Here is a 26,679-nt window from a genome sequence, read left to right on the forward strand (position 1 = left end):
TTTGAGTTGTTTTCGAGTGCCTGCCACCTGCTTGCAACATTATCGGTGTTGACTGGCGCCTGACGTTGAACATGCAGGCTGGAAAATGAACAGCAACAAACAGCAAGGCGCGGCATTACTGATGGCGTTGCTGGTATTGGCAATGCTTGCCGCCGGGTTGACATGGATGGTCGAGCAGGGCCGCCAGGAGGTCGACAGCGTGCGTTTATTGCAACAGCGCGTACAAGCCCGATCAGTTGAAAGCGCTGCGCTGGCTTTCACCGGGCAGGCGTTAAAAGACCCGGCCTGGCGTGCCAGCCCTTTGTTCTGGCAAGCCTTGCGTGGTCAGCCGCTGAGCTACGATTTCAAGGGCGGCAAGGCAAGTATTCGGATCGTGGATCTGCATCGCTGCTTCAACGTCAACAGCCTCATAGGGCCAGAAGCTGAGCGTGCACAAAGGCAATTGAACTACCTGTTGGGTGACGATATGGCTGCCGAGCTCCTTACCCAGAGACTTGCCGACTGGCTGGATGCTGACCATCAAAGTCGCTCACAAGGTGCCGAAGACGGTGAATACCTGCGCTTGTCACCGTCACGGCTGGCAGCGAATCAAATGATGGTTGATACCAGTGAATTGAACTTACTGTTGCCTGCTGACAAAGGCCGGGAGCAACGCTATCGCAACCTGTGTGCACTGCCGGACACGTCCGGCTGGCGTCTGAATGCCAATGCGTTGAGTCTCGATGAACTGCCGTTGCTGGAGGCTATGTACGAGGGGGAAATCAGCCGTGCGCAGCTGACTCGCCTGATCAGCGCCAGGCCTGCGGGCGGTTATAGCGATGCTATTGGGTTGCGCGAAGCTATGGGAGCAATGGATGACGAGGCATTCGCAAGACTGAGCGAAGGCTTGCAGCTCAACAGCGATCAGTTTCTGTTGCAACTGGAGGTGCGGCTGGACGACCAGGTATTTCGCAGTCAATACCGAATCGAGGCGTTGGGCGTGGTGAAGTGGCACAGTCGAGTGCCGGCCCAGGCGATTGTGATCCGCGAGCGGCAAGTGGGCAGGTAGCAGACCGAGCGGGCTGCGCGCCGGGACGATCCCGGCGTGCAGCCCGCAACTTCAGACTGCCAGCTCGCCGCCATCGGCGCGTTGAATAACCACTGTGGATGCTCGTGGACGGACGGTGCCAACCGTGACGTCAGTGGCGACATCCGTGGATGGCCAGTTAGCTGGGTGCTGGATGTTAACGAACATCGTCTTGTTGTCAGGCGTGAATGTGATGCCCGTCACTTCACTGCCATTGGGGCCGACGAAGAAACGACGCAGTTCTGTCTGATTCTGGGCGTTAACCGGAATCTGCTTACCTTGGGCGTCGACAAGATTTGTCGGAATAACCGCAAGCATCTGATCGTTGGTGTAGCTGGTGAGGGTGGATTCGCCGTTGTCCGTCTGGATCCACATTATTCCCCGGCTGTCGAACGTCATGCCATCTGGACTGGCGAACTGGTTCAGTTCGGTCAGGCCAGAGCGATTGATGTCCGCTGTTCCTGCGGCGTTGGCACCGAAGACAAAAATGTCCCAGGTGAACGACACCTGACTGTCTGCGTCATGCCAGCGAATGATATGACCGTGTCGGTTGTTGATACGCGGGTTGGCCGCGTTTGCGGTGGTGCGACTGGTGTTGTTGGTCAAGGTCAGATAAACATCGCCGTTAAGCGGGTTTACTGCTGTCCATTCCGGACGATCCATCGGGGTCGCGCCCACTGCATCTGCCGCACCACGAGTGTTCAGAATGATGCCCGGCAAATCAGTGAATTTGGCCCCCAGTGTGCTGCCATCGGCGGTCGGGGTGATCACATCCAGTAATAGCCAGTCACCGCTGCCGTCTGCGTTGAAACGTGAAACATAGAGTTTGCCGCTGTCCATGTACTTGGCGCCGGTGGCCAGACGATTGCTCGGCGTGGCATCTGCCGCTTCCCAAAGGGCCGTGGAGACAAATTTGTAGAGGTATTCGTTCTGGGAATCGTCGCCCATATAGAACACTACTGGCTTGCCTACGGTGGTAAGTCCGGGCCAGCAGCCTTCGTGCCGGAAGCGCCCTAGCGCGGTACGTTTGACAGGTAGAGTCGTGCCGTCATAGGGGTCGATTTCAACGATATAACCAAAGGTGCTGGCTTCATTGCGGTAGTCGTCGACATTTGTCGCACCACTTGGCGTGATGTTGAAACGCCCAAACTCATCGTTGACCTCCGAGGCGTCACCGGCAGCAGTCTCCCAACGATAGTTGCCAGCGCTGGTGGCGACGCCGATCCGGACCTGATCAGCCGGTCGAGTACCCGTATTGACGAAGATACCGGGCCAGTTTTCTTCGCAAGTCAGGTAAGTGCCCCAAGGGGTATACCCGTTGCCACAGTTATTGTTCGTGCCTCTCGTCTGGCTGCCGTCAGTTGAGAACCTGGTTTTGACGTATTCGGTGCCTTTCATAGGGCCGGACAGGTTCATGACCGATGCGGTGGTGAAACGACGGTTCAGTGGGTCGTTTTCCACAACTTGCCAGCGGTTGCCGGTTTTGCGAACACGTATTACGCCTGCGCCGTGGGCGTTGATTTCCTTGCGTACCTCTTCGACCGGACGAACGCCGTTGACCTGCGTCGCGCCTGCAGGATGCAGGGCAGCCTGATCAATGTATTCGAAGTTGATGGCGATCAAGCCTTCAGTGGAGCTGCCATTGATCGGGAAGAAATGCATGCCGTCATGGTGCATTCCGACGGAGTTGGCCTGATCAGTGGAAGTGTTGGTTCCATCACTTTTCCATGGGGCGGCGGTGCTGTTAAGCGGAGTACCCCATGGCGCCAATACGTATGCGGTGTAACCAGCCGCAATGGTGACTGCGTCAGTGCGTGAGCCAGGGATTGAAGTAAAACCCAAGGCCAGCTTATTGACTGGATCCGGTGTAGGCGACGAGTTGTCGTCGCTACTGTCAAAGCAACCCGTCAAGCCAGTTCCTGCAATCATGGCAATGGCAGCACCCAGGCCTCCACGCATGACACTTCGGCGGCTCAGGTAAGTGTCGAGAACAGACGACATCGGTTCATTGGCGCTCAGATTGCGGTTCTGGTTATCGCCGGTATCACGACTCATTCATCAGGTCCTTTTTATGAGAGATGGTTTTGAAAAGGAACCGGGACTGTAGAAGTCGAGTGTGATGATTCGGCGGCAGTTTTATTAAGAAATCATCTAAAAAACGCTCAGGTTATTTCGAATTGTAACAGTCGATAAATGATGCGCCCGTTCAAGAAATTGCCTTCAAACTGTCATTTTTGAGCGCCAATATGCCGCCCCTGTGAAGAGTTACCCTCAGGGTGTGAGAACAATGGCATCAATGGCTCGGCGCGATGTATTGGGATGGATGACTGCGGGAGCACTTGCTCCGCTGCTGTCGGCATGCTCAAGCCTTCAGGGATCAGGCGCTGTCGCTGAAAGCAGTAGTGTGGATCTACTGTATGTGGCTGACACGCTTGATGCTCGTCAGCCGGGCCGCCCCGTGGTTCCCGCTACTCGCATCGGGCCAGCAACGCGGATTGGGCAGGCCCCGTGGATCAGTGGAGCGAACGCCCGCGTTCAGGGGGATGACCAACACGCTCTCAATAGCCTGCTTGATGCAGGCATTGGTCAGACGTTGGAAACCGGCGGCTACCCTGTATTGGCTTCGCTGTTGCAACGTTTGCGCAGTGAAGCGGGAGAAGGCAAAAGCCTCACTCTGGAAAACGGCCAATGCTGGAATGGCAGCGGCCTGGCTTATCTCACCCAAGGTCTTTCGGGCGCTCAAGGCAGCGCATTGCTCGGTACAGAGGTCCGGGTCAGCAGCGATGAGCGTCTGCTCTGGCCACAACGCTGCAGCGGTCTCTACCACCAGTTTGGTCATCCAGTATTAGGGGCCGGTCTGGCCGCCGATATCAGTCAACGGCTCGGCACTGAAGCAGTTGTCTTTTTTCGCCGAGGGGGAATCCGCATCGCCGTGGTCGGTATCACCGATCCCTATGCACGGGACCAGAAAGCCTCACTCAAACAATGGCACGATAGCTTGCAGCCCGCGCTGGATCGCGCACGGGCCGATGCTGATTTGGTCATCGCTCTTGCGGACGTGGGTACAGGGCCAGGGTTCTGGCTGGCGGAGCGCCTGGCGCAGGTAGATTTGGTGTTGTGCGCTCGCGGTCAGGATTTCTGGCCAACTCCAGTGGACATCTTGCAGGCCTCAGGCAAGCGGGTGCCGGTGGTTTTTGCCGGGACCCGGGCCAGTGGTGCATTCCGTATTCGTTGCCAGCAAGTCGCCGGGCAATGGCAGTTTGCGGCCCGCTTTCATCCCGCGGTAGCCACCAGCTTGACTGCTGGCGACCAGGTTAATGTCCAGCGCATTCGACTGATTACGCAACAGCAGCGGGCCGCTCACGCCAATTGGCTCGACCAGCCGTTGGCAAGCGCTCCGGAAAATCTGTGGCGGCGTGATGTACGCGGCGGCAGTTGGGACCGGCTGCTGCATGACGCATTGGCAGAGCGCCCGGACAGTTCAGTATTGCTACCCGGTTTGCGCTACGACAGTCCCTTGGCTCAAGGGCAGATGATTACCCGCGAACATTTGATCAGCCTGACCGCCAGCTACCCCGCGCCGGTGGTGAGTGTCTCTGCCAAACAAGTCCCGCAGGTGCTGGAAAATGCCGCTGAGCAACTGTTCGGTGAGCCATTGTTGCTGGACAACAGCCAGGACTTGCCGCGTTGGCAAGGCCAGCCATGGCAGGTCACTTACAGCGCCAGCGGAAAACGGGTCACTGGCCTGGGTGAACCTGCAGGCCAGTGCCGCACGTTTGGACTGGGCTTTGATGCACAAGCGGGCCAGCCACTATGGCAGCACGTTGAAGCCTGGCTGCGCGAGCGACCGACCGGTTGGCAAATCAGCCGCTTGCAGTTGCCGCAAATGCGCTACGTGCAAGGCCATCCCGGTTGGCACCCACGCGAGTCGGCCATTTGAGTCGCCTGAGCGGGACCAGCCAGATCGTGCTGGTGATTCTGCTTGGCTGGCTGGCGGCCCAGTGCGTACTTCAAGTCTGGCATGGACTGGCGCAACCGGTGCCGTTCAGCAGCGCCAGTGCTCCGGTTGCGCAACTGTTGAGCCAGCACTGGAAAGCCGGTCCCGTCCTGAGCAATGAGCTGCCGCTGACCACGCTCGACATCAAATATCTAGGCGGTTTCAAGGCCAGCCCGCTGAGCGCGACGGTTGTGGTGCTCAGTTTTGAGAAACGCCAACGCAGCCTCGCCCGTGGTCAGAAACTGGCCCCGGGGATCGTCCTGCATGACATCGACGAGTTGGGGCTTGTGCTTGATAACCGCGGCAAGCGCGAACGTTTGGTCTGGCCTCCTCAGCGTCCGTCTTTCGGCTTCAAGCCACAGGGATAAGCATGACTATTGATTGCCTCAAGCAACCGCTGCGTCTGGCTCTTTTGCTGTGCGCCCTGGCAATGACCGGGGCCCGCGCAGAAGAAGAACCATTGTACGAAGTCAACTTCGTTGATACCGAGCTCAGCGAGTTCATCGACAGCGTTTCACGGATCACCCACACCACGTTCATCATCGACCCGCGGGTGCAAGGCAAAGTAACAGTGCGTAGCAATGAGATGCTGGGCGGCGATGAGATCTACGATATTTTTCTCGCGCAGTTGCGTGCTCAGGGTTTTGCAGCTGTTGATTTGCCCAACGGTAGCGTCAAGATCGTCCCTGATCAGGCCGCACGTCTGGAACCGGTGCCGGTGGAGTCAAAGCCTGAAGCCGGACGGGGCAATGACGGCATGGCGACTCGGGTATTTAGCGTGCGCAATGCGGCCAGTGAACAGATGCTCAACATTCTCAGGCCATTGATCGATCCGCGCGTGGGAGTGATCACACCGTATCCGTCGGCCAATCTGCTGGTGATCACAGACTGGCGCAGCAACCTCAATCGTATCGACAGCCTGCTGGTACAGCTCGATCAAGTGAGCCAGGAGCCGCTGGAGGTTCTGCCGTTAAAGAACGCCAACGCCAATGACACGGCACAACTGGTCACCCGTTTACTGGCGCGCGAGCAGGGAGCTGACAGTGCTCAGGTAGTGGCCGACCCCCGCAGCAACGCGTTGCTGGTGCGTGGCAGTGTCGACAGTCGCGAGCGCGTGCGAGCGCTGCTCAAACAGTTGGATAAACCTCAGGACCCGCTGCACAACTCCAACACCGTGGTGATGTATCTGCGCCATGCCAACGCCTCTGAAGTGGTCAAGGTGTTACGCGGCCTGAGCCAGGAGGCGGCCGCCCCGACAGCGGGAGGGCAGGAGAGCGAAAAAGCCGCGCCGGTCAGTACCTCCGGGATTCGCATTGAATATGAGGAAGGCACCAACGCGGTGGTGATGGTCGGCCCCGACAGCGATTTGACTGCTTATCGCAGCATCGTCGAGCAACTGGACATTCGTCGTGCTCAAGTGGTGGTTGAAGCAATCATCGCGGAGGTCTCCGACACACGTGCTCAGGAGCTGGGTGTGCAATGGCTGTTTCAAGGCGACAACTTCGGTGGCGGTGCCGTTAATTTCAGCGGCGGTAATGCCGCGAGCGTCACCGCTGTCGGGGCGCTCGCGCAGGCCAATGACACGACGGGGCTAGGGCAGTTACTGTCCGGGGTGCAAGGCGTCACGGCTGGAGTTGGCAACTTGAGTGGCGGCGGGCTTAACTTCCTCGCGCTGCTTAACGCGTTGAAAAGCCAGAGTGGTTTTAACCTGTTATCGACTCCGACCCTGTTGACCCTCGACAACGCTGAGGCGTCGATACTGGTTGGTCAGGAAGTGCCCTTCGTGACCGGTTCGGTGACCCAGAACAACGCCAACCCGTACCAGACCATCGAGCGCAAGGAAGTGGGTGTGAAGCTGCGCATCAAACCGCAGATCAACATCGACAACACTGTGCGCCTGGACATTGTGCAAGAGGTCTCGTCCATCGCCGAAAGCACTTCCGCCAGCGATGTCATCACCAACAAGCGTGAGATCAAAACCAAGGTCATGGTCGAAGACAACGGCCTGGTGGTGCTCGGCGGTCTGATTGGGGATGAGTCGACCACCAGTGATCAGCGCGTGCCCTTGCTGGGTGATATTCCGGTGGTGGGCCGTTTGTTTCGCTCCGACTCCACAAGGCGGGTCAAACAGAACCTGATGGTGTTTATCCGTCCGCGCATCGTGCGCGACGGTCAGACCCTGGCGCAACTCAGCAGCGAGAAATATAGCAACCTCAAAGCCAGCACCTCGTTGGCTTTGCCCGCCCTGGCTGATGGCGACAACTTGCTGCAGCTGTTCCCGGCCAGCCGCGACCGTCTGGAACAAGGCTCATGGTGACTGCGTTGCTGCCGTATCGCGTTGCGCGGCAGACCGGTGTCGCGAAAGTCCCTGCGCCGCACGGCTGGGGATTGCTGCTGCGGGCCGGCGGCGACACCGATATTTTGCAGGAGGTTATTCGCGTCCACGGGGTGCCGAACCTCGTCGAACATTTGTCGGCGCCGGACTACGAGGCCCGGCTCGGCGCCCTGTATCAGTCTGGAGAATCGGCCACCGCCGCGTTGATTGAGGGCATCGGCGAACAGGTCGATCTGGATAGCCTGATGAGTGAGCTCCCGAAGATCGAGGACTTGCTGGAGAACGACAACGACGCCCCCGTGATTCGCTTGATCAACGGCCTGTTTGGTGAAGCCTTGCGATTGCGTGCCTCGGATATCCACGTAGAGACATTCGAGGCCACGCTGGTCATTCGTCTGCGGGTGGATGGTCATTTGCGTGAAGTATTGCGACCGCCCCGTGCTCTGTCGACGATGCTGGTCTCGCGCATAAAAGTCATGGCCCGTCTGGATATCGCTGAAAAGCGTCAACCTCAGGATGGGCGAATTACGCTGCGCTCCGGCGGGCGGGAAGTGGACATACGGGTCTCGACGTTGCCGGGGATTCACGGCGAACGTGTGGTGATGCGCGTGCTCGACAAACAGGCTAGCCTGCTCGATCTGACCAACCTCGGCATGCCGCCTGAAGTGGAGAGTGGTCTGCGCGCCTGCCTGCTGCGACCCAACGGTATCGTACTCAGCACCGGGCCGACCGGCTCGGGCAAAACCACCACCCTGTACGCCAGTCTCAACAGCCTGAACGATGGCTCCTGCAACATCCTGACCGTGGAAGATCCGGTGGAATACGCCATCACCGGCATTGGTCAAACCGCGATTAATCCGCGTGCAGGGATGACGTTTGCCAATGGATTGCGGGCCATTCTGCGTCAGGATCCAGACGTCATCATGCTCGGTGAAATCCGGGATCGGGAGACGGCGCAAATTGCAGTGCAGGCCAGCCTGACCGGCCACCTGGTACTTTCCACGCTGCACACCAACAGTGCCGTCGGCGCCGTGACCCGTCTGCGCGATATGGGCATTGAGCCTTTTCTGATCGCCTCGACCCTCAAGGGAGTGCTGGCGCAACGGTTGGTACGCCGCTTGTGTCATTGCGCTACCGCACATCCGCTGCAGCAAGCTGAGCGCAGTTTGTGGCCAGAATTGTCTGGTTTGACCGAAAGCTTTCATCCACAAGGCTGTGAAGACTGTCAGGGCAGCGGCTATGACGGGCGGATGGGGCTGTACGAATTCATTGAGCTGGATGCGGGACTGATCGCCCTGCTTTACGACGGTGCCAGCGAAGTTGCCATGCATGATTATCTGGCTGACAAGCGACAGAGTCTGGCTGCCATGGCCAGTGAATGCCTGCGACGCGGCGAGACCAGCCTCGCCGAAGTGCTGCGCGCGGTTCGGGGCTAATCCATGCCGACTTATCGCTATCAGGCCCTTGATCCCGCCGGACGTTCGCGCAAGGCCAGCATTCAGGCGGAGAACGAACGCCATGCCCGGCAATTGTTGCGTGAGCAGGGGCTGTTTGCGCGCGAGTTGCAGATTCAGGATTCGACGTCTCGCAGCCCTCGCGGGCAGCGCCTCAATTACAGCCAGTTGTGCGAACTGACGCGGCAACTGGCGACGCTGTTAAGTGCCGGCATTCCGTTGGTCGATGCCCTGGCGACGCTTGAGCGCCAGCTTGCCGAGCCTGCGATTCGCAACTTGCTCGTGGCGGTGCGCGGCGCTCTCGGCGAAGGGCACAGCCTGGCGCAAAGCCTGCGTCGTCAAGGCGGTTTGTTCAACGGTCTGTATTGCGCGTTGGTGGAAGCGGGGGAGCGTTCCGGAAAGTTGGCGCCGGTACTTGATCGCCTTGCCGAGCATCTCGAACAGGTACAGCGGCAACGACACAAGGCACGGACCGCGATGATCTACCCGGCGGTGTTGATGCTGGTTTCGCTGTTGGTCGTGGTTGGCCTGATGACATTCGTCGTGCCCAAACTCACCGAGCAGTTCAGTCATACCGGACAAGCTCTGCCACTGGTCACCCAACTGCTGATCGGCATCAGCCGCGGGCTGGTCAACGTCGGGCCCTGGCTACTGGTGCTGACTGTACTTGCCGCGCTGTCTGCCGGATATCTGCTGCGCAAGCCGCACTGGCGTTTGCGTCTTGATCGGAGCTTGCTGCGGCTGCCAAAAGTCGGGGCCTTGCTGACGGTGCTGGAGAGTGCGCGGCTCGCGCGTAGCCTGGCGATTCTGGTGGGGAGTGGAGTGCCGTTGCTTGAGGCATTGCAGGTTGCGACAGCGACGGTCAGCAATCGTGAAATACATCGCACGCTGACCATCGTTCGTGAACAAGTGGAAGGTGGTGTCAGCCTGCATCGCGCCCTGAATGCCGCCGGGCATTTCCCGCCACTGCTACTCAACATGGTTGCCAGTGGCGAGGCCAGCGGGACTTTGCCGGACATGCTCGAACGGGTCGCGGACAACCAGGAACGCGGTTTCACCCGGCACGTGGACATGCTAATGGCCTTGTTCGAACCACTGATGATTCTGGTGATGGGCGGTGTGGTGCTGTTCATCGTCCTGGCCGTGCTGTTACCGATCATGCAGCTCAATCAAGGGCTCGCTTTTTAATCCATGGAGAGTTTTCTGATGCCCCCTCTGAATCAAAAGCGCCAGCGCGGCTTCACATTGATGGAAATCATGGTGGTGATCTTCATCATTGGTTTGCTGATTGCAGTCGTTGCGCCCAGCGTGCTCGGCAATCAGGACAAGGCCATGCGCCAGAAGGTCCTGGCTGATCTGTCCACGCTGGAACAGGCCCTGGATATGTATCGTCTGGATAACTTGCGTTACCCCAGTACCGAGCAGGGACTGACCGCCCTGGTCAGCGCGCCCAAGGTCGAACCACTGCCACGCTCGTGGCGCGCCGATGGTTACATCCGGCGTCTGCCAGATGATCCTTGGGGCAACCCCTACCACTACCGTGCTCCAGGCGAGCATGGACGTATTGATATCTATTCGCTGGGGGCTGACGGCGCGTCGCATGGCGAGGGGACCGACGCTGATATCGGTAACTGGAACCTCTGATCGTGAAGTTCTCGCAAGGCTTCTCGCTGCTGGAGATGCTGGTGGTGTTGCTGATAATCGGCTTGTTCAGTGCGATGAGTGTTGCATGGCTGGACTCAGGTCAGGCACCGATGCAGCAAGCCTTGCAGCAATTGTCGGTCGAGGCGCGAATCCGCGCCGCGCAGGCCCGGCACAGCGGTCAGGTGTTGGGATTGCGCTGGAATGGTCGTCAGCCCGAATTTGTTAAGTTGCAGCAGGACCGGGACCAGACGCGCTGGGTGGTTGATCCGACTCGACTCAAGCCTTGGCCAGCGCAATTGGCGGCAGACTGGCCAGTGTCCACTGAGCCACAGGTGGTGTTCACGCCTGCCGGGGTGGCAAGGCCTGTGACGCTGAACTGGCAATGGCCCGAAGGACAGCAGCGCTGGGAATGGCGCACTGACAACAGCCTTGTTCAGGTGAGCCTGCCATGAAACGCGAGGGCGGCTTTACATTGCTGGAAGTGATGGTCGCTCTGGGTATTGCGGCCGTGATGGCGGTGATGGTCAGTCAAATGTTGCGCCAGCGCATCGCTGTTCATCAGTCGGTTCAACAGCATCGATTGGGCAGTCTATGTGCGCGTGAACTGGAAGCGCGATTTGGGGTCGAGCGGTATTGGCCGCAGATTAATCAGGTGCGTGGTGAATTGCGTCAGGGTGAGATGACCTGCTACTGGCGTCTGGATCTGGGCATGACGCGCGTGCAGAACTTGAGGCGGGGCGAACTGGTACTGTTTGCCGCTCGCGATGAGCGCGAGCCGCTCGGACATTTCACTCTGTTTCTGGTGCGGCCATGAGGCGACCGGAACATGGCCTGACCCTGGTCGAATTACTGGTGGCAATGGCGTTGACAGCCGTGCTTGGCGTGATGCTTGCCGCGTTGGTCAATGGTTGGTTGAGCGTTCGTGAGCGTCTTGCCGAACCAGGAAACGAGCCACTGGTGCTGGAGTTCTGTCTGGCGCTGGAGCGAAGGCTGGACGGCATGGTCCTGCGCCAATTGTACGAACAGCGCCTGCCACTGCCAGTGAACTGGCTGGACTGGAAGCCTGCAGCCCGGCAGCTCGACTGGGTGGCACTGACCGCCTGGCCCGACACTGACGGACAGTCGCGGTTGCAACGACAGCGGCTTGAGTTCAGCCCGGGTAAGCGCAGTCTGGAGGTCTCCACCTCGGGCGATCTTTATGCTGCCAGTGTCGCCCGATGGCAGCGCCGGGAGCGGCTGGATGACGTCGATAAGGTCCAGTTCAGTTTTTTTCAGGGAACCCGCTGGCTGGCGTTTCCTTCATCGGTCGCCCAGCAGCCCAATCGGGGTGTGCGACTCGAATTCGAGCGTCATGGAGCGCCTTATGTCTGCACCTTCAATTTGCCGGATAGCTCATTGTGATCCGGTCTGCTGCCATGTTTGACCGTTGGCTTGCTGACCGATCCGCTGCGCGACAGTGGTTGCTGGTGCGTCCGGGCCTTGATGATTCGGCACCCTGGCAATGGCGACGTTTGCCCGGAACTGAGTCAGGTAACTGGCCTGCGCCTGCACACTCAGCGCAAGAGTCCGTCGCGCTGATAATGCCCGCTGCGCATTGCAGCCATTTCCAGGTGTCTGCGCCGCCAGGACTCAAACCCTACGAATGGCCGCAGCTATTAGAGGAATCCTTGCAACAGCCTGCCGATCAGTTGCAGGTTAGCTGCCTTTCCCGGATGGCCGGGCATCTTGAATTAATCGTAGTGGAACGAGTGCTCGTCGAGCGCTGGTTGGCAGAGTGCGACGCATTGGGTCTTTCGCCCAGCCATCTATGGGCGGAAATGCAGCTATTGCCAGCGCCGGAGCCTGATCAGTTGTGGCGTTGGACACGCGCAGATGACAGTTGCCTCAAGCGTACCGATGCCAATGGTGTGCAGCGCTGGCTGCGCTGGCCTGATGTGCTGGGCGAGCTGCCCGAAGGATGGAAGCCTGTTGACCATGAAATATCCGGATCATGGCCGTCGCAGTGGGCATCACTGGATCGTCTGCCCAACCTGCTGAGCGGTGTTGGCCGTCGCAAGATGAACGCGACGCGGCGAACGCTGCCTTTCAGTCAAACCCAGCGTCGTTTGGTGGCGGCCTGCTTGTTGTTGTCGCTGTGTTGGGGGGCTTTGGCGCTAGGGCAGTTCTGGCAGCAGGTGCCTGCCTGGAAAGCGCAGGTCGAGGCAGTCACAGGTCCGGTGGCGAGCGCCCGCCAGGCGGAGCGATTGCTGTCGCGGATGCACGCCGATCAGTTGGACTGGCGAACCCGCCAACAGCAGATGGTGGAGTTGGAAAAAGCAGTAGGGCGCTGGCTCGACACTCAGCAGGGTTGGGGCGTATCCGGTAGCTACTTCGACGGGCAAAACTGGCGGGTGGTGCTCCACGGCAGTAAACCGGAGTCGGCGGCGGATCACTGGCAAGCGATCGCCCGGAATGCGGGCGCGAAGGTGAGAGTCGAGCCGGATGCAAAGACCTCGTTGTTGACCCTTCACTTCAATCTGGACGGACAGCCATGAAGGCTTTTATTGATCGGGCTTTCATGGCCTTCAGCGCCTTACCCGCCACGCGCCGTTATACCTTGCTGGCAGGGTGGGTAGTGGTGCTGACTTTACTGCTGGTGCTGATCGGTCGCCCGTTGCTGGCGTTGAGCAAGGAATTGCGGCAGTGGCCAATGCTCGCGCAGCAGGCCCGGGCGCTAACGCCCGGCATCACCTTCACCAGCGAGTACTGGCAAGCCTTGGCCAGTGCACGTGGACTGGTGTTGACGCGGGTCGAGCCGCGGGGAGAGGTCTGGCAATTGCAGGGTGAGCTGACGCGTGCCGAAGGCCTGGCGCAACTGTTGAGCAGCATCCAGGCACAGGGCGGCCGTCCTCTGCGCTGGAGCCTTGAACAGGGACATCAAAGCCTGGTGTTCAGTCTGGACGTCGGCCGGACAGGCGGTCAGCCATGAGTCGCAGATCATGGGTACTGGGAGCAGTGGTTTTTATCTCGACGCTGATGCTGAACACACCGGCTGCATTTTTGGCCAGATTTGTACCGTGGAGCCCAGCCTGGCAGCCAGTAGCTGTTACCGGCACCCTGTGGAACGGTCGCATGGACAGGCTCGGTGCGCTGGGACCGTTGGTCTGGCGTGTTCAACCCTGGTTCGGACAGGCCACTTTGAGTGCTGGTTTCCAGCAACGCATATGGGAGTTGAAGGTCAGCGGCTGGCCTTGGGCCTGGCAGGCGCAGTTTGAGCCCGTCGCCAGTCAACTGACTCCGGCAACCGGTTATCTGTTTGATGGTCAATGGCAAGGCCGGTTACAACTGAACGGTCGAGGTGCCAGGTGTCTGTCCAGTACGGGCGACCTTCAGGGGGAGGATGTGGCCCTGCTTACACCATGGACACTGGTCCTCGGTAACGCGCAGCTAAAGTTTGAATGCCGGGACGGCCTGCGGTTTTTGGTCGACGTGCAGCAAAAGGGCGAGCACCGCTTCGAGGCCCGGCTGGAGCCTGACAAGCGTCAGCTAAAGATCAGTGGCTGGGTCGAACCGGACGCAGTGGTCACGCCCCTTTTAGTGCAGGCGGGGATGCTCCAGGCAGGTGCTTCGCAATTTGAAACGGTGCTGGGCAAGCGTTGAGGACGCTGAGCTCAGGCCTTCGCAATAACGGCCTCGTAACCTCGGTGAGTTCTCATCAAACATGAAATAACTATTCGGCCTGGAATGCTTTTCAACTGTGCAGACTGTGTGAAAACTACTGCAGGCTGGGCACCTTCGGTGCTACGCGCACAATACTGCGTTAAAAACAGGCGAAAAATGCTCATTTAGAACACTAGAGTCGGACGCGACCCCGGCCGTTTTTCGCCTGTTTTGATTCGCTTTGCTCACCCTCCGGGCCAGCCTGCGGCTGTTACTCGCTCCGCTCGTTGCGCCTTGTCTTGCCGTCGCTCGCTACGTTTTCACACAGTCTGTGTAGGAGCGCGCTTGCCCGCGATTGCATCGGTTCAGGCAGCACATTTTTCGCTGACGCACCGCATCGTCTGGATGCGGCCCAGACCATGCGCGCTCCTACAGGGGCCCGTTTGCTGGGCGACAGCGCTGTGTCAGGGGCACCGGGTGAGTTCCTGCAGGATCAGGTAAGGCGTGGAAGAATAAAGCGATTCGCAATCAAGCCTTCGGTTTGGCATGCGCCGCCAAACGCTCCAGTGCGGCGCGCAGTTTCGGATCGGTAATCCCGTCAGCCGTCGCCTGAATGCTCTCGGCGGCTACCGTCGACAAGTCCATCGTATGCCCCTTCGCCCCTTGAGCCGGCGTAGGGGGTTGAACCTTGAAGACAATCCGCGTCAGGCTGGCAAACTCGTCGAAGGCGGTCAGCTGTCGCTGCAGGCGCTTTTGTTGATAGCGCAGACGCGTCGCCCAATGACCGTCGGTCACTATCAGCAGCAAACTGCCTTCGCGCCACGAAGCAACATGACAATGTTCGCGCGCAGCGGGCTGCAACTGGCTTTCAAGCAGCCGTTGCAGGTGCCCCAAACGCTGGGCGTGATGAAAAATACCCTTCAAAGGCTTCGCTTCACGCAGCAAGACTGCGGGTGCCCGAGCGGGGAGTGGACGAAACGCCATGAGCTACAACCCTGGATGACAAGTTTGTCATGTTATCAGAAAGCGCCCGCAACCCCTTGTCCCATGCGGGTTTGCCGGTTTTACCCGCAAAATCAATGGCTAACTTCTAGTCTGGACGGGTTGAACTCTCAGGAAATGACCCTATCTACAAACAGCCCCGTCACAGCGCTGTGCCAGCATCGTGGAATAACGCCACTTTCCTCACCATCGTTTCCGGGTAGAATACTCGTTCGCATGCGGCCATGAGGGCTGCACGGGCGACTCACGGGGCCGCCCTCCATTCCTATGTCTGGAAGATCCTGTCGATATGTTTGCGCCTTTGTTAAAAAAACTTTTTGGAAGCAAGAACGAGCGTGAAGTGAAGCGCATGCTCAAGACGGTACAGATCGTCAATGCCTTCGAAGAGCAAATGGTGGCCCTTTCGGACGAGCAACTCCGTGCCAAGACCGAAGAGTTCAAGGCCCGCTTAGCCAAAGGTGAGACCCTCGATCAGCTGCTTCCTGAAGCTTTCGCGGTTGCACGTGAAGCCGGTAAGCGCGTCATGGGTATGCGCCACTTTGACGTTCAGTTGATTGGCGGCATGACTCTGCACGAAGGCATGATTGCCGAAATGCGTACCGGTGAAGGTAAAACCCTGGTGGGTACACTGGCGGTTTACCTCAATGCATTGTCCGGTAAGGGCGTGCACGTGGTAACGGTCAACGACTACCTCGCTCGTCGTGACGCCAACTGGATGCGTCCACTGTACGAATTCCTCGGCCTGAGCGTTGGCATCGTCACGCCATTCCAGCCGCCAGAAGAAAAGCGTGCGGCTTACGCGTCTGACATCACCTACGGCACCAACAACGAGTTCGGTTTCGACTATCTGCGCGACAACATGGCGTTCAGCATGGACGACAAGTTCCAGCGCGAACTCAATTTTGCCGTGATCGACGAAGTGGACTCGATCCTCATCGACGAAGCGCGTACGCCGCTGATCATCTCCGGTCAGGCTGAAGACAGCTCCAAGCTGTACACCGAGATCAACCGCCTGATTCCGCGTCTCGTGCAACATATCGAAGAAGTGGAAGGCGAGGTGACCAAAGCCGGTCACTACACCGTTGACGAGAAGACCCGTCAGGTCGAGCTGAACGAAGCCGGTCACCAGTTCATCGAAGAGATGCTCACCGAAGTCGGCATGCTGGCTGAAGGCGAAAGCCTGTACTCGGCACACAACCTGGGTCTGCTGACTCACGTTTATGCTGGTCTTCGTGCGCACACGCTGTTCAATCGCAACGTCGAGTACATCGTTCAGGACGGCCAGGTTCTGTTGGTCGACGAGCACACCGGTCGTACCATGCCGGGTCGCCGTCTGTCCGAAGGCCTGCACCAGGCTATCGAAGCGAAGGAAAACCTGAATATTCAGGCCGAAAGCCAGACGCTGGCTTCGACCACGTTCCAGAACTACTTCCGTCTGTACAACAAACTGTCCGGCATGACCGGTACAGCCGACACCGAAGCGTTCGAATTCCACCAGATCTACACCTTGTCGGTCATGGTCATTCCGCCTAACAAGCCGTTGGCGCGTAAAGACTTCAACGACCTTGTGTACCTGACGGCGGAAGAGAAGTACGCCGCCATCGTGACTGACATCAAGGCCTGCCTGGCCGAGAATCGTCCGGTACTGGTTGGTACTGCGACCATCGAAACTTCCGAGCACATGTCCCGGTTGCTCAACCAGGAAGGTATCGAACACAAGGTTCTGAACGCCAAGTTCCACGAAAAAGAAGCTGAGATCATTGCTCAGGCCGGTCGTCCGGGCGCCCTGACCATCGCCACCAACATGGCCGGTCGTGGTACTGACATCCTGTTGGGCGGTAACTGGGAAGTTGAAGTTGCTGCGCTGGAAAACCCGAGCCCGGAGCAAATCGCTCAGATCAAGGCCGACTGGCAGAAACGCCATCAGCAAGTGATCGAAGCGGGCGGCCTGCACGTTATTGCTTCCGAGCGCCACGAATCGCGCCGTATCGATAACCAGCTGCGTGGTCGTGCCGGTCGTCAGGGTGATACCGGTTCAAGCCGTTTCTACCTGTCGCTGGAAGACAGCCTGATGCGCATCTTCGCTTCTGATCGAGTGAAGAACTTCATGAAAGCACTGGGCATGCAGTCCGGTGAAGCGATCGAACACCGCATGGTGACCAACGCGATCGAGAAGGCACAGCGTAAGGTTGAAGGCCGCAACTTCGATATCCGCAAGCAATTGCTCGAGTTCGACGACGTGTCCAACGAGCAGCGTAAAGTGATTTACCACATGCGTAACAGCCTGCTGGCCGCTACCAACATTGGTGACACTATCGCCGAGTTCCGCGAAGACGTACTCAACAGCCTGATCAGCCAGCACATTCCGCCGCAATCCATGCCGGAACAGTGGGACGTTGCAGGTCTGGAAGCTGCACTGGAAAGCGATTTCGGTGTGAAGCTGCCGATTCAGCAATGGCTGGACGAAGACGACCACCTGCACGAAGACACGTTGCGCGTGAAGCTCCTCGAAGAGCTGCTCGCCGCTTACAACGAGAAAGAAGAGCAGGCCAGCGCCGAAGCGTTGCGCTCGTTCGAGAAGCAGATTCTGTTGCGCGTTCTGGACGATCTCTGGAAGGACCACCTGTCCACCATGGATCACCTGCGTCACGGTATTCACCTGCGTGGCTACGCTCAGAAGAACCCGAAGCAGGAATACAAGCGCGAATCCTTTACGCTGTTCCAGGAACTGTTGGATTCGATCAAGCGCGATGCCATTCGTGTGCTGTCTCACGTTCAGGTTCGCCGCGAAGATCCGGAAGAAGAGGAAGCTCGTCTGCGTCGCGACGCCGAAGAGCTGGCGCAGCGCATGCAGTTCGAACACGCTGAAGCACCGGGCCTTGAGCAGCCAGAAGCACTGGTTGAAGAGGGCGTCGATGTCGCTACCCTTCCGGTCCGTAACGACCAGAAGCAAGGTCGCAACGAGCTGTGCTGGTGTGGTTCCGGCAAAAAGTACAAACACTGCCATGGTCAAATCGGCTGATCCTGATTTTGAACCGGTAGTGGTTTTGAAGTAACAGCACTAACGCCGCGACCGGCTTACCCGTCGCGGCGTTTTTCAATCGATTGCCGTACCGAAGCGGGCGGCGCAGATATCTTTCAAGGAGCGCACCTCATGGCTGTTGGTCTTGGTCCTTTGCCGACATTGCACCCGGTTCCCGGTTTTGAACTGGGTATTTCTTCTGCCGGTATCAAACGTCCGGGTCGCAAGGACGTTGTGGTCATGCGCTGCGCCGAAGGCTCCAGTGTGGCGGGTGTTTTCACCCTTAACGCGTTCTGCGCCGCGCCGGTCATCCTCGCCAAACAACGCGTCAACGGCCCCGTGCGTTACCTGCTGACCAACACAGGTAACGCCAACGCGGGCACCGGCGAGCCGGGTCTGGCCAACGCTGCGCGCACCTGCGCCAGACTGGCTGAGCTGACGGGCGTGGATGCCAATGCCGTGCTGCCTTATTCCACTGGTGTGATCGGCGAGCCGTTGCCTGTGGAAAAGATCGAAGGCGCACTGCAAGCCGCCCTCGATGACCTGTCTGTGGATAACTGGGCGGCTGCAGCTACCGGCATCATGACCACCGATACGCTGCCGAAAGGCGCGAGCCGTCAGTTTCAGATTGATGGCGTGACCGTCACTGTGACCGGAATCAGTAAAGGTGCAGGCATGATTCGCCCGAACATGGCAACCATGCTGGGCTACATCGCCACTGACGCCAAGGTTTCGCAAAGCGTATTGCAGGATCTGATCCGTGATGGTGCCAACAAGTCGTTCAACCGCATCACCATCGATGGCGATACGTCGACCAACGACTGCTGCATGCTGATCGCAACGGGCCAGGCTAATTTGCCGGAAGTGACTGAAGCGAAGGGGCCGCTGTTTGACGCGCTGAAAACCGCAGTATTCGACGTGTGCATGGAAGTGGCGCAGGCTATCGTCCGTGACGGCGAAGGCGCTACCAAGTTCGTGACGGTTGAAGTCAACGGCGGTGGCAATCATCAGGAATGTCTGGACGTTGGTTACGCTGTGGCTCACTCGCCATTGATCAAGACCGCACTGTTCGCCTCCGATCCTAACTGGGGCCGTATCCTGGCTGCTGTAGGCCGTGCCGGTGTTCCGGATCTTGATGTGAGCAAGATTGACGTGTTCCTGGGCTCCGTCTGCATCGCCAGCAAGGGCTGCCGCGCGACCACCTACACTGAAGAGCAAGGCTCGGCAGTGATGGCCGAAGCGGAAATCACCATTCGCATTGAGTTGGGCCGTGGTGATTGCAGCGAGACCATCTGGACTACTGACCTGTCCCACGAGTACGTGAAGATCAACGCGGAATATCGCACCTGATCTGAAGATAATCGGACCTGTGGGAGCGAATTCATTCGCGAAGTCTCTTTTGCGCTTGAATTCGCTTCCACGGACCACAGTTCTCTGTAGGAGTGAGCTTGCTCGCGATGGCGTCGATTCAGGCGCCGATCAGTTTGCAGGCAGTGTGAAGTCCCACAGAAACATGATCAGCTCGCTCTATCTGGAGAATTCCTCATGACCCTGCACCTGATCATCGGCGACAAACGCTACTCCTCCTGGTCGCTACGACCGGCGCTGGCGCTGTACATGACCGGCGCGGCGCATACCGAACAACTGATCCGCCTGGATCAGACCAACACCCGCCAGCAGATTCTCGAGCACTCGCCGTCCGGCAAAGTGCCCCTGTTGAAAACCCCGCATGGTTCAATTGCCGACTCGCTGGCGATCATCGAATACCTTGCGGAACAATTCCCTGATGCAGGTTTGTGGCCCAGCGACACGGCTGCTCGTGCGCAGGCGCGTTCGGCCTGTGCACAAATGCACAGCGGGTTCATGGGGCTGCGCTCCAACCTGCCAATGGACTTGCATCGGGACGCGGCACTGGAAGTCATCTCGGTCGAAGCTCAGAGCGACATCGAACGCATTGTTCAGCTGTGGGCTGAATGCCGTGCGGCTGCCACTGAAGACGGTCCGTTTCTGTTCGGCAAGGCCAGCGCAGCTGACGCGTTCTTTGCCCCTGTCGCGATTCGCTTGCGCACGTATCGAATCGAACTGCCTGCCGAAGCGTTGGCGTACATCGAAACCCTCTACCAATGGCCGCTGTTTCAGCGTTGGCAGAAGGGTGCTTTAGAGGAAGTCGAAGGGTGAAACGTATTCATGTAGCAGCGGCGGTTATCCGCGGCGTTGACGGCAAGATCCTTATTGCACGGCGTGCCGATACCCAGCACCAGGGTGGTTTGTGGGAGTTTCCCGGTGGCAAGGTCGAGCCGGGAGAAGCTGTCGAGGCTGCGCTTGCCCGTGAGCTTCAAGAAGAGTTGAACATCGTCGTCACACAAGCGCGGCCGCTGATCAAGATTCAGCATGATTATCCGGACAAGCAGGTGCTGCTGGACGTCTGGGAAGTGTCGGCATTTACCGGCGAGCCACATGGTGTCGAAGGGCAGCCACTGGCCTGGGTAACCCATCGCGAATTGGCTGATTATGAGTTCCCGGCGGCCAATCGGCCTATCGTCGCGGCGGCGCGCCTGCCCGGCGAATACTTGATTACGCCCGGTGAACTGGAAACCCCGCAATTGCTGCGCGGCATGCAGAAGGCTATCGCGAGCGGCGTCAAACTGGTCCAGCTACGCGCACCGAATGGCTATGACCCGCAATACCGCGATCTGGCGGTTGACGCAGTGGGCTTGTGTGCCGGTAAAGCGCAGTTGATGCTCAAGGGGCCTCTGGAGTGGCTGGGCGACTTTCCCGCTGCGGGTTGGCACCTGACGTCGGCACAACTGCGCAAACTCGCCCCGAATGGGCGTCCGTTTCCTAAGGATCGCTGGCTGGCAGCGTCCTGCCATAACGCTGAAGAGCTGGCCTTGGCCGAACTGATGGACGTCGACTTCGTCACTTTGTCACCCGTCCAGCCAACCCAGACTCACCCTGATGCTCAACCGTTGGGTTGGGAACAGGCTCAGGAGTTGATTGCCGGGTTTAGCAAACCGGTTTATCTGCTCGGCGGTGTCGGCCCTGCTGAACAGCAAAAAGCCTGGGAGAGCGGCGCGCAAGGTGTAGCGGGGATCAGAGCGTTCTGGCCTGAGGAATGACCCCCGACCTGTTGGAGCGAGGCTTGCCCGCGAAGAACTATAACTCGGTGTGCCTGATACACCCGAGCAACGACTTCGCGGGCAAGCCTCGCTCCAACACACACACTAATCGCCTGACTACGGCTTCTTGGCCGCCTCCCACAATATTTCCGCAATACCCTGCCGCTTGGCAATCAACCGCGCTGCGACAAAAAGCAGATCCGACAGCCGATTGATATACGCCAGCCCGACCCCGGTCAAAGGCTCTACAGCATTCAGATGCTGACAGCGTCTTTCGGCACCGCGGGCCAGGCTGCGGCAGACGTGGGCCTGGGCGATCAGCGCTGAGCCGCCTGGCAGAATGAAATTCTCCAGTGGCCCCAGCTCTTCATTCCATAGGTCAATAGCTGCTTCCAGTCGATCAATCTCTGCCTGATCCAGCGCCTGATAGACCGGCATCGCCAATTCACCGCCGAGATCGAACAACCGGTGCTGACACGGCGCGAGCACTTCGATTACTTCCGCGAGAGCCGGCTTTGCCGACAATTGCTCGGCCAGCCCGGCGAGGAGTAATCCAAGCTGGCTGTTGAGCGTATCAACTTCGCCGATCGCCTCGACCCGGGGGTGATCCTTCGGTACGCGTCGGCCGTCACCCAGGCCGGTTTCGCCGGTGTCGCCAGTGCGTGTGTAAATCTTTGACAAGCGAAAACCCATTCTCAATGCTCCGTTATAGCGGCGAAATGACCGCTTCAGGCACGTTCACCTGGCTGCCCGCCAAGGGCAGGCGCAAGGTGAAGCAGGTGCCCTGGCCGACAGAAGAGTGCACCTCCATCTGGCCTTTGTGATTGTTGGTGATGATGAAGTACGAAACCGACAGCCCCAGCCCGGTTCCCTGACCGATTTCCTTGGTCGTGAAGAACGGTTCGAAGGTACGTTTGCGCACTTGTTCGGTCATGCCGACGCCATTGTCTTCGACCTGAATTTCAGCCCAGGGCGGATTCAGTCTGGTACGCAGGATGATCCGCCCCGGCTCGGCATCGTCTGGACGCTGGTGAATGGCCTGTGCAGCGTTCTTCAGCAGATTCAGCAACACCTGTTCCAGTTCATTGGCCGTACCCGGCACCGGCCCCAGTTCCGGGTCAAATTGACGAATGATGGCCTGGCCCTTGAAGTCGAAACCGATGGTCAGATCGAAGTCGTTACTGGCGATCTCTACCGCCTGATCAATCAATGCCGGCAAGTCGCACGGAGCCATTTGCCGGGTGCTGAGACGACTGAAACTGAGCATGTGACTGACGATCTTCGCGGCCCGTGCGCCGGCTTGCTGAATGCCGTCGAGCAGTTTGGGTACTTCCCGGCTGACCAGATAACGATTCACTGTTTCCAGCTCAATGCCTTCGGCTTCGGCCTGCTCAATGTTTTTCTGCAGGTCGGTTGATAGCCGCCGCCTAATATTTTGCACGTTATGCAGGATCGCACCCAGCGGATTGTTGATCTCATGGGCCATACCTGCCGCAAGACCGCCGACGGAAAGCATCTTCTCGGACTGCACCATCATCTCTTCCAGCGACAACCGCTGAGTGATGTCATCGACACGAATCACCACGCCTTGCCCCGCGCCGCCAGTCAGCGGGTAGAAGGTAAGGGCATAGTGACGACGCTCTTCGTCCTTGATCCAGGTGACCCGTTCGATCTTGGTGACGCTGTGTTTCTCCACCGTCTGCTTGAGTTGTGGCAGGAAGGTTTTCATGGGCGGGAAGGCCAGGAATATCGGTTGATTCAGTGCTTCATCCAGAGGCGTGCCGGAAAGTGCGCTGGCTTCCTGATTCCACTGGGTGACATACAGCTGTTCATCCAGCGCAATCAGCGCCGAAGGCATCGAGTCGATGATGCTGTTCAGGTAGTTCTGGAACCCGGTGAGCTTCTTCTCGATCTTGCTGCGCACCTTCACCTCAAGCTCCAGCTTGCGGTTGGTGTTCCGGGTTTCTTCGGCCAGGCCCTGAGCCTGATCGTAGGCTTCCTGGGAGTCGTCCCTAGCGCGCTTGAGTTGCTGCTCTCGAGCTTCGATTCGCGACAGCATGGTGTTGAAGGCTTCAGCAAGACTGCCGATTTCATCCTTGTTGCCTGGCGCTGCGCGCAATGCGTAGCTCTCTTCCCGCGTGACCTGGCGTGAGAGCTCTTCCAACTGATAAATGGGTTCGGTGATCAGGCGCCGAATCTGCCGGGCAATGACCAGCCAGAGCAGCACGCTGAACACCAGAATGCCGAGGCTGGCAGTCAGGGTGCCGGTGTAGAACGCAGTTGGTAATTCGCTGCTGGCAACCAGCAACAGGTGGCCCGGTGCCTGACCTGCTTTCGGTACCGGGATCAACTGCGTGTTACGAAACTCGGTGATGCGCCAGCCTTCAATGTCCTTGAACCGTACCGGCAGCCTGAGCTTGTCGCCTTGTTGCAGTTGGCCGATCCGTTCGCCATTGGTGTCGTAAAGTGCGGCAGCACGTAAAGGGCCGTAATTTTTCAGCTCCTTGAGCAGCGATTCGGCATCCGCAGGTGAACTGAGTGCCTGTTCCGCGAGGTTCGGGTTGCTGATCAGGCGGCCAATGGTCTGCAGTGCCTGAGGGGCCATGGCCTCTTGGGAAATGTAATAGGCGGCGCTGATGAACGTCAGGTTGGCAACCAGCAGGACCGTGGTAAGCAAGACCAGCAAGGCTGCCAGTAGCTTCTGGCCGACCGGCAGGTTTTCCAGGCGTTGGCGCAATGGCATGGGGACGGATCACACTGGGATGAGGAATGTTCAGGGTAGCGCGCACCCCGGCCATTGGGCAAACACGTGGCCGGAGCTAGTTCGCAGGCAGCCCTCTATCCGTCAGGTGTTTTACAAGTCTGACTTTCAGTTGCTGCAAATGTGGAACCACGATGCCATGGCGCTCAGCCGTTGCGCAGGCATGACCCAGCAGATAGTTGATCTCTGTGCGGCGTCCTTGCGCGACATCCTGATGCATCGAGGAGTAATTGGCCTCTGTGGCCTGAATGACTCGCAGCACATCACTGTGCAAGTCTTCGGCCGCGTCTGGCTGTCCGCAGCGTTGAAGCAGTTCGCTCAGCTCCGCGCACAGCGTTGCAACTTCGCAGTGATGTTGCATCAAGCCACCGTTCTGGCAGTCGTGCAGTACGGTCAGTGGGTTGATCGCACAGTTCAGTGCCAGCTTGCGCCAGAGCCGGGTGAGGATATCCGGCGTCCATTCATGGGGAATGCCTGCCAGTTGCAGATCACTCAGCCACTCAGGCGGGGAAGGATCGGCAGGGTCGCCCAGCCAGTTATAACCATGCCCGGCAAACACCACGGTTCCGTCTCGTTGGCGGAACGCTCCTTCGGTGCTGGAGGCGCAGATACAACGCGCTTTCGGGACTTTTGCGGCGACCGCGTCCTGACTGCCCAGGCCGTTCTGCAGCAGGATTATTTGCGCGTCAGGTGTCAGTCGATGCGCCAGAGCCGCTACAGCCTGCTCGGCATCGTAAGCCTTGCACGCCAGCAACAGGCGTTCGATGGGCTCTTTGCCGTCGAGCGTCTGCGCGCTGATTGTCATTCGACTCTCAACACCTTGCTCAACCAGCGCCAGAGTCCCGCCATTGGCCTCGTATGCAGCCAGGCGCGCGGCTTCACGCAGAACCAATCGCACCGGTAAACCCGCTCTCGACAGTCGTACTGCCCAAAGGCTGCCCAGACTCCCGGCACCCAACACATGCCAGACGACGGCCATTAGCGGCTCACGGCGAGGCGAAGAAAACTGAGCAGGAGCGAGAAATTGGCTGTCGACATGGATGGCTCGCAGTGAACGCGGGAAAGTCTCGTTATAATAACCGGGTTTTATTCACATCAAAGACAGGCGTTTGAGCGCCATCCATTGGAGAAATGACATGCCCTCGTTCGACGTAGTGTCCGAACTGGATAAACACGAAGTCACTAACGCCGTCGACAACGCTATCAAAGAGCTGGACCGTCGCTACGACCTGAAAGGTAAAGGCGAATTCGAGTTCAAGGAAAAGGACCTGACGGTCAACCTGACTGCCGAGGCAGAGTTCCAGCTTGAAGCGATGATCGAAATCCTCAAGCTATGCCTGGTCAAGCGCAAGATCGACGTCAAATGCCTTGAAGTCAAAGACGCCTTTGCTTCGGGTAAATTGATGAAGCAGGACGCCGTTCTCAAGGAAGGCATCGACAAAGAGCTGGCGAAGAAAATCGTCGCTCACATCAAGGAAGCCAAGCTCAAGGTCCAGGCCGCCATTCAAGGCGAGCAAGTACGAGTGACCGGCAAGAAGCGTGACGACCTGCAAGAAGCCATGGCTGTCCTGCGTGCCAATGAATTTGGCATGCCGCTGCAATTCAATAACTTCCGCGACTGATTGACTGGCCTGGGCGCAGGAATTCGTTTTCCTGCGGCGCCTATGGCTTGTGCAAGGGTGTAACCATCGGGCCCGGTCTGATGGTTGCGCCGTCAGGTCGGGAAATGAGAGGAGAGAAAGATGGATTTGAATGCCGAAATGGATCATCTGGTAAAGGCCTCTCAGGCCTGGATCCCGATGATCATGGAATACGGCAGCCGTGTGCTGTTGGCGTTGGTAACCCTGACGATTGGCTGGTGGCTGATCAACCGTTTGACCACCAAAGTGGGTGCGCTACTGGCATTGCGCAATGCTGATCTCGCGCTACAAGGTTTCATCAGCAGCCTGGCCAACATCATTCTCAAGATTCTGCTAGTTGTCAGCGTTGCGTCGATGATCGGGGTTGAAACCACCTCGTTCGTGGCCGCTATCGGTGCTGCAGGTCTGGCGATTGGTCTGGCGTTGCAAGGCAGTCTGGCGAACTTCGCGGGTGGCGTGCTGATTCTGCTGTTTCGCCCGTTCCGTATCGGTGACTGGATCGAAGCCCAAGGTATCGCGGGCACTGTCGACAGTATCCAGATATTCCATACCGTGGTGCGTACCGGTGATAACAAGACAGTGATCCTGCCCAACGGCAATCTGTCCAACGGGATTATCACCAACACCAATCGCCAGCCGACCCGTAAGATCACGTTCGATGTGGGCGTGGATTACGAGGCCGATCTGAAGCAGGCGCTGCAAGTCCTGATGGATATGGCAGATGATCCTCGCATACTGCAGGACCCTGCACCGCAGGCCGTGGTGGCTGCGCTGGGTGATAGCTCGATTACTGTATCGCTTCGAGTTTGGGTCAAAACCGGTGATTTCGGCGATGTGTCGAACCGCTTCAACGCCGAGGCCCGTGACCGTCTGCGTGCTGCCAATATTGATATCCCGTTCCCGCAGCGAGTGATTCGTGTGGTTCAGGATTCAGCAGCACCGCAGTAATTAGCATATGACTTTGTAGGAGTTGCCGAAGGCTGCGAAAGCATTCTGGCTG

At 58.5% G+C, this 26,679-nt stretch carries 24 protein-coding genes; 19 read left to right on the forward strand and 5 right to left on the reverse strand.

Annotation, left to right across the window (positions count from 1 at the left end; translation table 11 throughout):
* The first annotated feature begins 85 nt into the window (after positions 1–85).
* Positions 86–1,048 carry a type II secretion system minor pseudopilin GspK gene (gspK, locus tag K3169_RS05740; RefSeq protein WP_231675206.1) on the forward strand — a complete coding sequence of 321 codons (963 nt, stop codon included), beginning with the start codon at positions 86–88 and terminating at the stop codon, positions 1,046–1,048.
* Positions 1,049–1,099: 51 nt separating this feature from the next.
* Here gspK and K3169_RS05745 read toward each other — a convergent pair whose 3' ends face one another.
* A complete protein-coding gene (locus K3169_RS05745; protein ID WP_263270553.1) occupies positions 1,100–3,121 on the reverse strand; it encodes a PhoX family protein in 2,022 nt (673 codons plus the stop codon).
* A gap of 232 nt (positions 3,122–3,353) precedes the next feature.
* Between K3169_RS05745 and K3169_RS05750 the strand changes: the two genes are divergently transcribed.
* The 12 genes from K3169_RS05750 (at position 3,354) to K3169_RS05805 (ending at position 14,135) form a co-directional block, all read left to right on the forward strand.
* Complete coding sequence (locus K3169_RS05750; RefSeq protein WP_099270928.1) at positions 3,354–5,006, forward strand: lipoprotein UxpA; 1,653 nt, start codon at positions 3,354–3,356, stop codon at positions 5,004–5,006.
* Positions 5,003–5,431 (forward strand): pilus assembly protein PilZ, encoded by a 429-nt coding sequence (locus K3169_RS05755; protein ID WP_411567027.1) that lies wholly within the window; start codon positions 5,003–5,005, stop codon positions 5,429–5,431. The genes K3169_RS05750 and K3169_RS05755 overlap by 4 nt, the downstream gene beginning before the upstream one ends.
* A 62-nt stretch (positions 5,432–5,493) precedes the next feature.
* A complete protein-coding gene (gene gspD / locus K3169_RS05760; protein WP_122394984.1) occupies positions 5,494–7,380 on the forward strand; it encodes a type II secretion system secretin GspD in 1,887 nt (628 codons plus the stop codon).
* Positions 7,381–7,385: 5 nt separating this feature from the next.
* A complete protein-coding gene (locus tag K3169_RS05765) occupies positions 7,386–8,834 on the forward strand; it encodes a GspE/PulE family protein (RefSeq protein ID WP_122394985.1) in 1,449 nt (482 codons plus the stop codon).
* A 3-nt stretch (positions 8,835–8,837) separates the two neighbouring features.
* Entirely contained in the window at positions 8,838–10,040 is a 1,203-nt protein-coding gene (gspF, locus tag K3169_RS05770; protein WP_231675208.1) for a type II secretion system inner membrane protein GspF, read from the forward strand.
* A gap of 18 nt (positions 10,041–10,058) precedes the next feature.
* Positions 10,059–10,496, forward strand: coding sequence for a type II secretion system major pseudopilin GspG (gene gspG, locus K3169_RS05775; RefSeq protein ID WP_122394971.1), 438 nt, complete (start codon positions 10,059–10,061; stop codon positions 10,494–10,496).
* Positions 10,497–10,498: 2 nt separating this feature from the next.
* A complete protein-coding gene (gene gspH, locus K3169_RS05780; RefSeq protein WP_099270926.1) occupies positions 10,499–10,948 on the forward strand; it encodes a type II secretion system minor pseudopilin GspH in 450 nt (149 codons plus the stop codon).
* Positions 10,945–11,310, forward strand: coding sequence for a type II secretion system protein (locus K3169_RS05785; RefSeq protein WP_122394972.1), 366 nt, complete (start codon positions 10,945–10,947; stop codon positions 11,308–11,310). The genes gspH and K3169_RS05785 overlap by 4 nt, the downstream gene beginning before the upstream one ends.
* Positions 11,307–11,897 (forward strand): type II secretion system protein J, encoded by a 591-nt coding sequence (locus tag K3169_RS05790; protein WP_122394973.1) that lies wholly within the window; start codon positions 11,307–11,309, stop codon positions 11,895–11,897. Before K3169_RS05785 ends, K3169_RS05790 begins: the two co-directional genes overlap by 4 nt.
* A 14-nt stretch (positions 11,898–11,911) precedes the next feature.
* The gene (locus tag K3169_RS05795; protein WP_147471334.1) at positions 11,912–13,030 is read left to right on the forward strand and encodes a type II secretion system protein GspL; all 1,119 of its coding nucleotides are present in this window, start codon (positions 11,912–11,914) and stop codon (positions 13,028–13,030) included.
* Positions 13,027–13,464: a type II secretion system protein GspM gene (gene gspM, locus K3169_RS05800; RefSeq protein ID WP_122394975.1), complete on the forward strand. Its 438-nt coding sequence runs from the start codon at positions 13,027–13,029 to the stop codon at positions 13,462–13,464. Before K3169_RS05795 ends, gspM begins: the two co-directional genes overlap by 4 nt.
* Positions 13,461–14,135, forward strand: coding sequence for a type II secretion system protein N (locus K3169_RS05805; protein WP_263270559.1), 675 nt, complete (start codon positions 13,461–13,463; stop codon positions 14,133–14,135). The genes gspM and K3169_RS05805 overlap by 4 nt, the downstream gene beginning before the upstream one ends.
* Positions 14,136–14,663: 528 nt before the next feature.
* On the opposite strand, the gene K3169_RS05810 is transcribed toward K3169_RS05805, so the two are convergent.
* Positions 14,664–15,119, reverse strand: coding sequence for a DUF721 domain-containing protein (locus K3169_RS05810; RefSeq protein WP_027900263.1), 456 nt, complete (start codon positions 15,117–15,119; stop codon positions 14,664–14,666).
* A gap of 307 nt (positions 15,120–15,426) precedes the next feature.
* On the opposite strand from K3169_RS05810, the gene secA reads away from it, so the two are divergent.
* The 4 genes from secA (at position 15,427) to K3169_RS05830 (ending at position 21,278) form a co-directional block, all read left to right on the forward strand.
* Positions 15,427–18,159 (forward strand): preprotein translocase subunit SecA, encoded by a 2,733-nt coding sequence (gene secA / locus K3169_RS05815; protein WP_231675209.1) that lies wholly within the window; start codon positions 15,427–15,429, stop codon positions 18,157–18,159.
* A 132-nt stretch (positions 18,160–18,291) separates the two neighbouring features.
* Positions 18,292–19,509 carry a bifunctional glutamate N-acetyltransferase/amino-acid acetyltransferase ArgJ gene (gene argJ, locus K3169_RS05820; protein ID WP_099270919.1) on the forward strand — a complete coding sequence of 406 codons (1,218 nt, stop codon included), beginning with the start codon at positions 18,292–18,294 and terminating at the stop codon, positions 19,507–19,509.
* A gap of 195 nt (positions 19,510–19,704) precedes the next feature.
* Complete coding sequence (locus K3169_RS05825) at positions 19,705–20,337, forward strand: glutathione S-transferase family protein (RefSeq protein ID WP_027900266.1); 633 nt, start codon at positions 19,705–19,707, stop codon at positions 20,335–20,337.
* On the forward strand, positions 20,334–21,278 hold the full coding sequence (locus tag K3169_RS05830) for a Nudix family hydrolase (RefSeq protein WP_263270563.1): 945 nt from the start codon (positions 20,334–20,336) through the stop codon (positions 21,276–21,278). The genes K3169_RS05825 and K3169_RS05830 overlap by 4 nt, the downstream gene beginning before the upstream one ends.
* Before the next feature lie 117 nt (positions 21,279–21,395).
* On the opposite strand, the gene K3169_RS05835 is transcribed toward K3169_RS05830, so the two are convergent.
* The 3 genes from K3169_RS05835 to K3169_RS05845 all read right to left on the reverse strand — a co-directional run bounded on the left by K3169_RS05835 (position 21,396) and on the right by K3169_RS05845 (position 25,018).
* Positions 21,396–21,971, reverse strand: a complete 576-nt coding sequence (locus K3169_RS05835; RefSeq protein WP_231675213.1) for a cob(I)yrinic acid a,c-diamide adenosyltransferase — start codon at positions 21,969–21,971, stop codon at positions 21,396–21,398.
* A gap of 13 nt (positions 21,972–21,984) precedes the next feature.
* Positions 21,985–24,021 (reverse strand): sensor histidine kinase, encoded by a 2,037-nt coding sequence (locus tag K3169_RS05840; protein WP_027900269.1) that lies wholly within the window; start codon positions 24,019–24,021, stop codon positions 21,985–21,987.
* A 76-nt stretch (positions 24,022–24,097) separates the two neighbouring features.
* Positions 24,098–25,018 carry a putative 2-dehydropantoate 2-reductase gene (locus K3169_RS05845; protein ID WP_263270566.1) on the reverse strand — a complete coding sequence of 307 codons (921 nt, stop codon included), beginning with the start codon at positions 25,016–25,018 and terminating at the stop codon, positions 24,098–24,100.
* A gap of 157 nt (positions 25,019–25,175) precedes the next feature.
* On the opposite strand from K3169_RS05845, the gene K3169_RS05850 reads away from it, so the two are divergent.
* Both K3169_RS05850 and K3169_RS05855 read left to right on the forward strand, forming a co-directional pair.
* Positions 25,176–25,661, forward strand: a complete 486-nt coding sequence (locus K3169_RS05850) for a YajQ family cyclic di-GMP-binding protein (protein WP_122394981.1) — start codon at positions 25,176–25,178, stop codon at positions 25,659–25,661.
* Positions 25,662–25,781: 120 nt separating this feature from the next.
* The gene (locus tag K3169_RS05855; RefSeq protein ID WP_099270914.1) at positions 25,782–26,627 is read left to right on the forward strand and encodes a mechanosensitive ion channel family protein; all 846 of its coding nucleotides are present in this window, start codon (positions 25,782–25,784) and stop codon (positions 26,625–26,627) included.
* Positions 26,628–26,679: the final 52 nt, after the last annotated feature.

This window comes from Pseudomonas phytophila (genome assembly GCF_025643095.1).
Lineage (GTDB): Bacteria > Pseudomonadota > Gammaproteobacteria > Pseudomonadales > Pseudomonadaceae > Aquipseudomonas > Aquipseudomonas quasicaspiana.

Excerpts from the sequence above, each read along its gene's own strand:
- gspK (WP_231675206.1), top strand. The coding sequence starts at position 86 with ATGAACAGCAACAAACAGCAAGGCGCGGCATTACTGATGGCGTTGCTG.
- K3169_RS05745 (WP_263270553.1), bottom strand. The coding sequence starts at position 3,121 with ATGAGTCGTGATACCGGCGATAACCAGAACCGCAATCTGAGCGCCAAT.
- K3169_RS05750 (WP_099270928.1), top strand. The coding sequence starts at position 3,354 with ATGGCATCAATGGCTCGGCGCGATGTATTGGGATGGATGACTGCGGGA.
- gspD (WP_122394984.1), top strand. The coding sequence starts at position 5,494 with ATGACCGGGGCCCGCGCAGAAGAAGAACCATTGTACGAAGTCAACTTC.
- gspF (WP_231675208.1), top strand. The coding sequence starts at position 8,838 with ATGCCGACTTATCGCTATCAGGCCCTTGATCCCGCCGGACGTTCGCGC.
- gspG (WP_122394971.1), top strand. The coding sequence starts at position 10,059 with ATGCCCCCTCTGAATCAAAAGCGCCAGCGCGGCTTCACATTGATGGAA.
- K3169_RS05785 (WP_122394972.1), top strand. The coding sequence starts at position 10,945 with ATGAAACGCGAGGGCGGCTTTACATTGCTGGAAGTGATGGTCGCTCTG.
- K3169_RS05790 (WP_122394973.1), top strand. The coding sequence starts at position 11,307 with ATGAGGCGACCGGAACATGGCCTGACCCTGGTCGAATTACTGGTGGCA.
- K3169_RS05795 (WP_147471334.1), top strand. The coding sequence starts at position 11,912 with ATGTTTGACCGTTGGCTTGCTGACCGATCCGCTGCGCGACAGTGGTTG.
- gspM (WP_122394975.1), top strand. The coding sequence starts at position 13,027 with ATGAAGGCTTTTATTGATCGGGCTTTCATGGCCTTCAGCGCCTTACCC.
- K3169_RS05805 (WP_263270559.1), top strand. The coding sequence starts at position 13,461 with ATGAGTCGCAGATCATGGGTACTGGGAGCAGTGGTTTTTATCTCGACG.
- K3169_RS05810 (WP_027900263.1), bottom strand. The coding sequence starts at position 15,119 with ATGGCGTTTCGTCCACTCCCCGCTCGGGCACCCGCAGTCTTGCTGCGT.
- secA (WP_231675209.1), top strand. The coding sequence starts at position 15,427 with ATGTTTGCGCCTTTGTTAAAAAAACTTTTTGGAAGCAAGAACGAGCGT.
- argJ (WP_099270919.1), top strand. The coding sequence starts at position 18,292 with ATGGCTGTTGGTCTTGGTCCTTTGCCGACATTGCACCCGGTTCCCGGT.
- K3169_RS05825 (WP_027900266.1), top strand. The coding sequence starts at position 19,705 with ATGACCCTGCACCTGATCATCGGCGACAAACGCTACTCCTCCTGGTCG.
- K3169_RS05835 (WP_231675213.1), bottom strand. The coding sequence starts at position 21,971 with ATGGGTTTTCGCTTGTCAAAGATTTACACACGCACTGGCGACACCGGC.
- K3169_RS05840 (WP_027900269.1), bottom strand. The coding sequence starts at position 24,021 with ATGCCATTGCGCCAACGCCTGGAAAACCTGCCGGTCGGCCAGAAGCTA.
- K3169_RS05845 (WP_263270566.1), bottom strand. The coding sequence starts at position 25,018 with ATGGCCGTCGTCTGGCATGTGTTGGGTGCCGGGAGTCTGGGCAGCCTT.
- K3169_RS05850 (WP_122394981.1), top strand. The coding sequence starts at position 25,176 with ATGCCCTCGTTCGACGTAGTGTCCGAACTGGATAAACACGAAGTCACT.
- K3169_RS05855 (WP_099270914.1), top strand. The coding sequence starts at position 25,782 with ATGGATTTGAATGCCGAAATGGATCATCTGGTAAAGGCCTCTCAGGCC.